The sequence below is a fragment of the Streptomyces sp. NPDC021622 genome (assembly GCF_040640795.1).
GTDB lineage: Bacteria > Actinomycetota > Actinomycetes > Streptomycetales > Streptomycetaceae > Streptomyces.
The window spans coordinates 433,628-443,125 of the sequence record NZ_JBFACK010000006.1 but is presented as its reverse complement, the minus strand read 5'-3'; the positions used below and the strand labels follow the sequence as shown (position 1 = coordinate 443,125).

Sequence of the window (9,498 nt, the reverse complement as noted above, 5' to 3'; positions counted from 1 at the left end):
GGAGCGCAGCGGAATCGGCGCAGCCGACGCGACGAAGGAGCGCCCTTGACTCCCGGCCCGGAACCGCCAACCTCAGGACAACCGGGCGGCCCCGGCACCAATCAAAGCCACAGGCCCAGCAACCCGCCTCCAGTGGCACTCGCCCCACAGGGGTCCTGACGTCGCCACCGAACAGCCCACGCATCTGGTCGAGATGAGCGAACTCGACCACGTCACGCCGTAACCGGCGCTCCCGCCGAGGCCACCGAAGCCAGGCGTTGGACGTCGCGGGCCGTTCCTGTGACCCCGGAGAGGAAGCCCTGGGCGCGCGGCGACGCGTTCTCCGTCAGCCAGGCCGGGTCGATGTCGCAGACCGCTACTCGAACCTCCGTGCCCACCAGCGCCAACGGCAGCGTGTGGACCACCGTCGACGGGAAGCTCAGGATCGTGCGGCCGATCGGGCCCCGGCGGGCGATCAGTTCCAGGGGGAGGTCCGGGCGGACCACCTGCAGGCCCGTCTCCACTGCCAGGCGGTGGAGCTTCTCGGAGCTTTCGCGGCGGTGTGCGAAGTAGCGTGTTGCGCCGTGTGCGCGGGACAGGGAGCGGACCGCTTCCAAGTAGCTGTCCGGGTCCACCACGCCCGTCTCCACGAGGGACGTACCGACCAGGTCCGCGCCCTTCGACACCCGCGGCGGGCCGAAGCGTTCGCGGGTCCAGGAGAAGGTGTTCGCCGTGATCACGACCCCCGCCGGCGCCGACTCGATCGGCATGGAGGAGAAGACCTCCACCGTGCGCCTGCCGCCGGGGGTCAGGCGGCGGCGTGCTGAGGACGAGATCGGGGCGAAGGCGATGTCGCGTACGCCGGGGCGGCCGCCACGGCGGTGCCAGCGCACCAGCCGTTCACCGGCGGCCAGTTGGGAGATGAACTCCATCGTCGCCGTGCCGTCGTCCACGACGACCAGCGAGCGCGCCCGGGTGATCGTCAGGAGCAGTTGTACGTAGCGCGAGAACGGGTCGCCGATCACTATGCGGTCCGCCGACCGCAGCGCGCCCGTCAGGCCGCCGATCGTGTGGAAGGGTGCGGCCGGGCCGCCGCGCGCCTCCTCCCAGCGGACGTTGAGGCCCTCGTCGCGGGCGAGTTGGGCCATGCGGCGCAACTGGCCGCGGGTCATGGGGTCGTTCGGGGAGAGGACGACGACGGTGAGTCCCCCGGCCGGGCCGGTCGCACCCGCCGTATGCGCCCACTCGAGGACGTTGAGGAGCTGCACAGGGCTCTCCACGAACGCGAGAGTCGAGCGGAGCGTGGCGGTGGGGGCCGTCGGCCCGGGTCGGGGGCTCATCGTCGTATGACCGTGTCCTGTCCTTGTTGTAAGGAGTCCCGGTGAAAGGTCCGGTAAGAGCGTCAGCGCGCTCAGACCGCGACCGGCTCGAGGTCGGCATCCGCAGAAGACTCGGCCTCGGCGACGACGCCCGCGACGCGGCGCAGCTTCTTCATCGGGCCGAGCTCCGACTCGTAGACCTTCTTGACGCCGTCACCGAGGGACGCCTCGATGGTGCGGATGTCGCGGACGAGGCGGGTCAGGCCCTGCGGCTCGACCGAAGCGGCCTGGTCCGAGCCCCACATGGCGCGGTCGAGGGTGATGTGGCGCTCGACGAACGTGGCGCCGAGGGCGACCGCGGCGAGCGTGGTCTGCAGGCCCGTCTCGTGGCCGGAGTAGCCGATCGGGACGTTCGGGTACTCCTGCTGCAGGGTGTTGATGACGCGCAGGTTCAGCTCCTCCGCCTTCGCCGGGTACGTCGACGTGGCGTGGCAGAGCAGGATGTTGTCCGAGCCGAGGACCTCCACCGCGTGGCGGATCTGCTTCGGGGTCGACATGCCGGTGGAGAGGATGACCGTGCGGCCCGTGGCGCGCAGGGCGCGGAGCAGCTCGTCGTCCGTGAGCGACGCCGACGCCACCTTGTGCGCGGGGACGTCGAACTTCTCCAGGAAGGCGACCGCCTCGGTGTCCCACGGGGAAGCGAACCAGTCGATGCCGCGCTTGGCGCAGTGCTCGCCGATGGCCTGGTACTCGGACTCGCCGAACTCCACGCGGTGGCGGTAGTCGATGTACGTCATCCGGCCCCAGGGGGTGTCGCGCTCGATGTCCCACTGGTCGCGCGGGGTGCAGATCTCCGGGGTGCGCTTCTGGAACTTGACCGCGTCGCAGCCGGCGTCGGCGGCCACGTCGATCAGCGCGAGGGCGTTGTCGAGCTCGCCGTTGTGGTTGATGCCGATCTCGCCGGTGATGTAGACGGGGCGGCCGGGACCGGCGGTCTTCGAACCGAAGGTGCGCAGACGGGAGTTGGAGCTCATGGCAGGAACTTTCCTTACTTGTTGAGGGAGGGGCCGAGGATCCATGCGGCGATCTCTCGGATCGCGCCGTCACCACCGGGGAGAGCGGTGACCGCGCGTGCGGCGCCGCGTACGACGTCGTGGGCGCTCGCGACCGCCACGGGCCAGCCGACAAGGCCGAAGCACGGGAGGTCATTGACGTCATTGCCGACGTAGAGCACGCGCTCGGGAGCGATGCCCTGCTCCTCGCACCACTGCTTGAGTGCGAGGTCCTTGCGGTCGATGCCGTGCAGGACCGGAATCTTGAGCTTCCTGGCCCGTGCGGCGACGACCGGGTTCTGTTCCGTGGACAGGATCAGCAGCGGCAGGCCCGCGTCACGCAGGGCCGCGATGCCGAGTCCGTCCCCGCGGTGCACGGAGACGAATTCCCGTCCTTCGGAGTCGATCAGCACCCTGTCGTCGGTCTGGGTGCCGTCGAAGTCGAGTACGACCGCGTCGATGTCGTCGCGGGTCGGAAGGGCGTCCGCCCGGTCGGCGTCGAAGAGCGGGGCGAGCGCGCGGGCCCGGGCGAGGTCGTGCGGGTCGTCGATCTCCAGGACGCGCGCCGGGTCCGTACGGACGAGCTCGGTGCGGCCGAAGAAGCGGTGCTTGTGCTCGCGGAAGCCCGCCACGTCCATGCCGTAGACCGCGCCGGTCTCCAGGAGGTCCTGGGGGCGGTCCTGGCGGCGCGGGCGGAAGGACTTGTCGTGGTTGACGCCGTAACCGCCTTCGGTGGCCGTGGAGTTGGCGACCTTGGTGGTGCCGCCCAGCTCGCCGGTGCGCTCCGCCTCGAGGGCCGCGGGCTCGTCGTCGGCGTCGCGCCAGACGAAGCCGTGGAAGGGCGCCACGGTGTGTGCCGTGTCGGCGCCGCCGTCCACGATCGAGCCGACCACGCCGTCGATGTCCTCGCGGACGATGAAGGGGCTGGTGCACTGGACGAGGAGGACCACGTCCACGGAGGTGCCGTGCAGCTCCTCGTGCGCGTCCATGGCGTGCAGCACCGCCGCCTCGCTGGTCGCGGTGTCCCCCGCGATCGCGGCGGGGCGCAGGACCACCTCGGCGCCGGCGGACCGTGCCGCCTCGGCGATCACGTGGTCGTCCGTGGAGACCACGACGTCCGTGACGAGCCGCGCCGCCAGGCACTCACGGATGGCGCGCGCCACCAGCGGCACACCGCCGACCGGTGCGAGGTTCTTGGCGGGGACGCCCTTGGAGCCGCCGCGGGCCGGGATGACGGCGAGGACACGGCGTGCGGGGGTTCCCGCTGGGTGGGGGTTGGACATGGGGGCTCCTTGGGGGGTGCCTTGGCTGGGGAGACCTGGGGAGGGGAGGCCTTGCGCGGGGATCACAGCTCGCCCATCCGCCGGATGACGGGGGCCACGCGCTGCACCCCGTGCCGGTAGGCGCCGCGCGCCGCGCTGCGGACGGCCTGGCGCACCGGGCCCGGCTCGCGGTCCCCGGCGGGTGCGCCGGGCAGCGGCGCGCCGTCCGGGCCGAGGTGGTGGCGGGCCAGGATGCCGGGGAGGTATCCGGGGGCCGTGGTGAGGCTGTAGTACGGGGCGATGGGCGGCAGTTCGGGCTGCGCCAGGAGTGCGGTGACCCGGTCCCGCGCCTCGTCGAAGGCCTTCTCGTACGTCCCGTCGGGCGCGACGCCCTGCCGTGCGACCCACTCCGGGGCGGCCTCGGGGCTGTGCCCCGCGTCGATCTCGTCCCAGGACGTGAGGCATCCGGAGCCGATGAAGTGGTGGTTGCCGAGCGCCTCGCGCACCCCGAGGTCGGTGAGGACCGCGGTGGGGATGCGGCGGTGCAGGGATTCGAGCGCGGCGGTGGAGCTGACCGTGACGAGCAGGTCGGTGCGGTCGAGTACCTCGCCCATGTTCCCGTACACGAGACGGCAGTTGGGCGGCAGGTTCTCGCCCTTGGCGAGCTTCTGGTACGGCAGTTCCTCGATGTGCGTGGTGTGCTCGCCGGGCTTGCTGCGCAGCTTGATCAGGACCTCGCGGTCCGGGTGCAGGCGTGCGTGCTCGACCATGCGGCGCAGCAGGTAGGTGCGCTGCTCGCGGCTCTCCGGTACGGAGGGCTGGGCGGCGAAGACCACGGTGTACGGATCGTGCGGCTCGTAGGCCGATCCGCCGAGGAACGGCAGCGCGGCCTCCGTCACCGATGCCGCGTCGGCGCCCACTCCCTCGTACACGGCGCGGAAACGCTCCGCGTCCTGGCGGGAGTTGGCGAGGACGACGTCCGCGCCGTGCCGGAGCAGCAGGCCGTCGGCGAGCTTCTCGTAGACGACGCCGACATAGCCGGTGACGACGACGGGACGCCTGCCCGGGGCCGTGGAGTCCTCCGCCGTACGGGCGAGTCCGTGAAGGACCGCCTGGACCGCGCCACCCACGAGGGCGAGCACGATCACGTCGGGCGTTTCGCGCTCGACCTCGCGCAGGAACTCGATCGCGGTGACCTCGCGGAGCGAGTCCGCGCGCACCCCGACCTCTTCGAGCTGACGGACGGTGGGCGTGGCCCGGCCTCTCAGGAGGCGTCCGTCGAGGCGCGTGTCCGGGTCCCCGCCGGTGAGGCGGCTCGCGGTGAGCGCACCCCATTTCCACCGGGTGTCGGAGTCGGCGAGCACGGTGATCCGTGTCGTCCCGCTGTTGCTTACTGGCACAGGAAGGACGCTAGGAAGGCATTTCGATTCGCGGCCCAACTCAGGTGCAACAAACGGTTAACAGCACGCCGACGAATGGCGAATCAGCCCGGGAAACCGCTGGTAAGCAGCCGGGTTAACCATTCCGCCATGCGTCGTTCACCTGACATCTCACCATCGGTCAAGACGAATGCCGGGCCGACACCTAACGTCACCCACGTGGTTAAGCTCTCCGTCATCGTGCCGTTCTACAACGTGCAGCAATACGCGCCCGACACCTTGAAGAGTCTGCGGGCGAACGCACGCGAAGACTTCGAATTCATTCTCGTCGACGACTGTTCGAAGGATGAGACTCCAGAGATTCTGGAGCGTGCCGCGCGCGAGCTGCCCGGCGCCGTCCATCTCAGACATGAGACGAACGGCGGTCTGGCGACCGCCCGCAACACGGGCCTTGACGCGGCACGCGGCGAGTACCTCACCTTCCTGGACGGTGACGACTGGCTCGCGCCCGGCTATTACGCCCGACTCGTCGATTCCATCGAGCAGTTGGGGTGCGACTTCGTGCGCACCGACCATGTGCAGTGCACCGCGCGGGCGCGCAGCGTCCACCGTGTCCCGCACGGTCTGCGCGGTGTGGCGATGTCGCCGCGGGATGTGATCCTGCCCGCCGACCGCTCGACGTCCGTCGACTACGCGTACGCGTGGGCGGGCATCTACCACCGGCGCCTCGCCGACAGGGGCCTGCTTCACTTCACGGACGGCCTGCGCACCGCGGAGGACCGGCCGTGGATCTGGCGGCTTCACCGCGAGGCGGAATCGTTCGCCGCGGTGGGTCTGCTCGGTGTGTTCTATCGGCGCGGCGTCGCATCGTCACTGACGCAGATCGGCGACGTACGCCAGCTCGATTTCATTCGGGCATTCGACCAGGTCGTACGGGAAACCGCCGAGGACCGCGACGCGGACAAACTCCTGCCCAAGGCCGTCCGTACTTACTGCGCGATCATTTCCCACCATCTGGGATCCATCGAAAGGTTCGAGCCACCTGTGGCGCGGAAATTGAAGTCAATGAGTGCGGCCGCGCTGAAGCGGATGCCGCAAGGTGTCCTGGACGACGCCCTCGACTCCATGGACATACAGCGGGCCACACGGCTTCGCCGACTGCGCCGGCGTCCGGTGTCGGCGGAGGTGGCCGCGTAATGGCGAAGACGCAGATCTTCATGGCGTCCACGCTGTACGGCACGGCGACGCTTGCCGCCGCGATCGACGCCGACCGGTTCGGGCCCGCCGACCGGCGGATCCTGCTGGTCAGCAATAACGCGGCGACGCCGGAGACGACGGTCGCCGTGGACGAGATGCCGGGGTTCGCGCGGCTGCGCGACCGGTTCGACGAGGTGCGTTCCTGGAACGAGGCCATCTGCCCTTTTCATCCGGGCGGCTGGAGCCCGCGCTCCGACGACATCCCGATGTGGGAGCGGTACTTCCGGCTCCTGTGGGGCCTCGGTGACGACGCCGTCGAGCTGGCCGTCGAGTCGATCCAGGTCAACCCGGCCCTCGCGCTCGCGCAGATCTTCACGGGCGCGCCCGTGGACGTCTACGCGGACGGCCTGATGAGCTACGGCCCCACCCGCAACAAGATCGACCCGCTGGTCGGCACGCGCGTACGGCGGCTGCTCCACCTGGACCTGGTGCCGGGCCTGACCCCGCTGCTCCTGACCGAGTTCGACGTGCCGCCGGAGATCGTGCCGACCGAGGCCTTCGTGAAGGTGCTCGGGCAGCTGGCCGACACCGAGACGGGCAACCCGGATATCCCGGACATCACAGAACCGGCCCTGCTGCTCGGCCAGTACCTCTCCGCCCTCGGCATCCTGACCGCCGAGGAAGAGGAGGAGCTGCACGTACGCATGGTGCGCGGCGCCGCCGGACTCGGCCACACCCGCGTGGTGTTCAAGCCGCACCCGAGCGCGCCCGCCCGCTGGTCGCGGCTCCTGGAGAAGGAGGCGGAGGCGATCGGCGTCGAGCTGACCGTCCTCGATTCGCCGGTGCTCGCCGAGGTGCTCTACCAGCGGATGCGCCCGGCCCTGGTCATCGGCTGCTTCTCGACCGGCCTGCTCACCGCGTCCGCGCTCTACAACCTCCCCGTCGCGCGCACCGGCACGGAGACCCTCCTGGAGCGCCTCGCGCCCTACCAGAACAGCAATCGCGTACCGGTCACGATCGTGGACGCGCTGCTGCCGGATCTCATGGACAAGGGCGCGGTCACCGGTCGCCAGCCCGGCATGCCCACAGCCCGGCTCGGCGAGCTGCTCGTCGCCGTCGGCTTCGCCATGCAGCCGCAGATCTATCCGCGCCGGCGGACCGCCGCCGAGCGCTATCTGTCGCAGCACCTCTCGCCGCACACCTGGCGCTACTTCAAGCGGCGCCGCCTCACCGCGCTCGCGCTGCCCGGCGCGCTGCCCTCGCAGCTGTCGTTCATCCCGCGCAATGCGGCCGTACGCCGGGTCGCCCGGCGGGCCCGCTCGGTCAAGCGCACCATCAAGCGGACCGCGCTCGGATGAGTTCTCCCGGCACCACGCTCCCGAAGAACTCCCCGGGGGCGGAGACCCTTTCGCGCACGATCCCGGCCCCGGCCAGGCGCGCGCGCCCACGGCTCAGAGCGCTCGACGGGCTGCGGCTGATCGCGGCGCTGATGGTCGCGGCCTACCACTACGGCGGCCGCGACGGTGAGATAACCGAGGCCTGGGGCAGCTCGCCGCAGCTTCAGTTCCCCACGGCGCACAACTGGTTCGCGTACGGCTGCCTGGGCGTGCAGATCTTCTTCGTGATCAGCGGCTTCGTGATCTGCATGAGCGGCTGGGGCCGTCCGCTGCGGTCCTTCTTCGCGTCACGCGTCTCCCGGCTCTTCCCGTCGTACTGGGCCGCGATCATCCTGGTGACGGCGGTCTTCGCACTGCCCGTCGTCACGTACGAGGCGGTCGCCCCGAGCGACGCGCTCGTGAACCTCACCATGCTGCAGCAACCCCTCGGCGTGGACCGGGTGTTGGGCGTGTGCTGGACGCTCTGGGCCGAGCTGCGCTTCTACGCGCTCTTCGCGCTCTTCGTGGTCCTGCCGGGCGCGAACCGGGCCCGCGTGATCCTGTTCTGCGCGGTGTGGACCCTGGCTGCGGCGGTCGCCGAGGGCGCGAACGAGCCGCTGCTCGACCTCGTCCTGATGCCCGAGTACGCGCCCTTCTTCATCGGCGGCATCGGCATCTACCTCGTCCACCGCGACCGCAGGGACCTCACGGCCTGGGGCATCGTGGGGGTGAGCTGGCTGATCGGCCAGCACTACGCGGTGGACCGGCTGTGGCACGCCCCGAACCCGGACTTCTTCTCCTACCGCACGTCGTTCGGCATCATCGCCGTCGTGACGGCGGGCTTCGCGGCCGTCCTGCTGATCGCGCTCGGCGCGCTGCACCGCGTCGACTGGCGGTGGCTGACGGTGGCGGGAGCGCTGACGTACCCGTTCTACCTGGTGCACGAGCACCTGGGCTGGGTGACGGTGGCGGCGCTGCATCGGGGGCTCGGCCTCCCGTCGTACGCGACCTTCGGTCTGACGATCGCGGCCATGCTGCTGCTCGCGTGGCTGCTGAACCGTTTCGTGGAGGAGCGGCTCACGCCGCTGATCCGGAACGGGCTCATGGTTCGGAAGTGACTCCGTCCGCGGCGGTGTCGGCGTCGTCCGCCACCGCGCGGGCGACGTCCATCGCCTCGCCCATGGCGACCTCGGCCTCCCCCATGGCGTCCACCAGCTCCTGGACCAGCCGTTCCAGCGTCTCGCCTTCATTCATGGGGCAAGACTATGCTCGCCAGGTTTCCAGCATCGTCGCCCCGACCCCGGCGATCACCGCGGCCAGGCCCTTCTCGAACCCCGCGTCGTAGTCGCGGAACATCTCCTGCCCGGCGGCCGCCGCCAGCGGATAGGCGGCGAGGCGCTCGGCGCGGGCCTCCAGGTCGTAGCCGCCCGCCTCCTTCGCGGGGTCGGGCCCCATGGCCTGCTCCTCGATGACGTATCCGATCGTGTAGCTGTACGCCGTGGCCCAGGCACGGGCCGCCCCGCCGGGCGTGAAGCCGCCGCCGGTGAGCATGCGCAGATGGGCCTCCATGGGCTCGGCGTACGACGTGTCGGTGAAGTGCGTACCGCTGTAGACCTTCGCGCCGTCCCGGTACATCAGCAGATGCCGCCGCAGGCCCCGCATCGCGGCGGCGAGGGCGGTCCGCCAGTCGGCGTCCGGCGCGGCGGCCGCGTCCGCGCTCGCCGCGAGGTCCTCCGTCATGCGGCGCATCATCTCCGTCGCCATCTCGTCGAGCAGCGCCTGCTTGTCCTTGAAGTGCCAGTACAGCGCGGGCGCCTTGACGTCCAACTCCTTGGCGATGGCGCGCAGGGTGAGCCCGTCGAGCCCCGTCTCGTTCAGGAGCTTCAGCGCGGCGCGCGCCACTCGGGTCCGGTCCAGCGGTTTCGTAGCCACCT

9 protein-coding genes are annotated in these 9,498 nt (G+C 70.6%); 3 read left to right on the top strand and 6 right to left on the bottom strand.

Features of this window, described 5'->3' with window-relative positions; all coding sequences use genetic code 11:
• Window positions 1-212 precede the first annotated feature (212 nt).
• The 4 genes from AB0G47_RS15350 to AB0G47_RS15335 form a co-directional block, all read right to left on the bottom strand.
• Window positions 213-1,319: a hypothetical protein gene (locus AB0G47_RS15350; RefSeq protein WP_360768993.1), complete on the bottom strand. Its 1,107-nt coding sequence runs from the start codon at window positions 1,317-1,319 to the stop codon at window positions 213-215.
• Between the two features lie 71 nt (window positions 1,320-1,390).
• Window positions 1,391-2,332, bottom strand: a complete 942-nt coding sequence (locus tag AB0G47_RS15345) for an N-acetylneuraminate synthase family protein (protein WP_360768991.1) — start codon at window positions 2,330-2,332, stop codon at window positions 1,391-1,393.
• A 14-nt stretch (window positions 2,333-2,346) separates the two neighbouring features.
• Window positions 2,347-3,633, bottom strand: a complete 1,287-nt coding sequence (locus AB0G47_RS15340) for an N-acylneuraminate cytidylyltransferase (protein ID WP_360768988.1) — start codon at window positions 3,631-3,633, stop codon at window positions 2,347-2,349.
• A gap of 62 nt (window positions 3,634-3,695) precedes the next feature.
• Window positions 3,696-5,012: a DUF6716 putative glycosyltransferase gene (locus AB0G47_RS15335; protein ID WP_360768985.1), complete on the bottom strand. Its 1,317-nt coding sequence runs from the start codon at window positions 5,010-5,012 to the stop codon at window positions 3,696-3,698.
• Window positions 5,013-5,210: 198 nt separating this feature from the next.
• Here AB0G47_RS15335 and AB0G47_RS15330 point away from each other — a divergent pair, with 198 nt between their 5' ends.
• The 3 genes from AB0G47_RS15330 to AB0G47_RS15320 are packed head-to-tail and all read left to right on the top strand — an operon-like array spanning window position 5,211 to window position 8,682.
• Window positions 5,211-6,188, top strand: a complete 978-nt coding sequence (locus AB0G47_RS15330) for a glycosyltransferase family 2 protein (protein WP_360768982.1) — start codon at window positions 5,211-5,213, stop codon at window positions 6,186-6,188.
• The gene (locus tag AB0G47_RS15325; RefSeq protein ID WP_360768979.1) at window positions 6,188-7,546 is read left to right on the top strand and encodes an alpha-2,8-polysialyltransferase family protein; all 1,359 of its coding nucleotides are present in this window, start codon (window positions 6,188-6,190) and stop codon (window positions 7,544-7,546) included. The genes AB0G47_RS15330 and AB0G47_RS15325 overlap by 1 nt, the downstream gene beginning before the upstream one ends.
• Window positions 7,543-8,682, top strand: coding sequence for an acyltransferase (locus AB0G47_RS15320; RefSeq protein ID WP_360768977.1), 1,140 nt, complete (start codon window positions 7,543-7,545; stop codon window positions 8,680-8,682). Before AB0G47_RS15325 ends, AB0G47_RS15320 begins: the two co-directional genes overlap by 4 nt.
• Here the strand turns inward: AB0G47_RS15320 and AB0G47_RS15315 are convergent.
• Window positions 8,666-8,818, bottom strand: a complete 153-nt coding sequence (locus tag AB0G47_RS15315; protein WP_360768975.1) for a hypothetical protein — start codon at window positions 8,816-8,818, stop codon at window positions 8,666-8,668. The two genes, AB0G47_RS15320 and AB0G47_RS15315, sit on opposite strands and share 17 nt — an antisense overlap.
• A 9-nt stretch (window positions 8,819-8,827) precedes the next feature.
• Window positions 8,828-9,496, bottom strand: coding sequence for a TetR/AcrR family transcriptional regulator C-terminal domain-containing protein (locus AB0G47_RS15310; protein ID WP_360768972.1), 669 nt, complete (start codon window positions 9,494-9,496; stop codon window positions 8,828-8,830).
• Window positions 9,497-9,498: the final 2 nt, after the last annotated feature.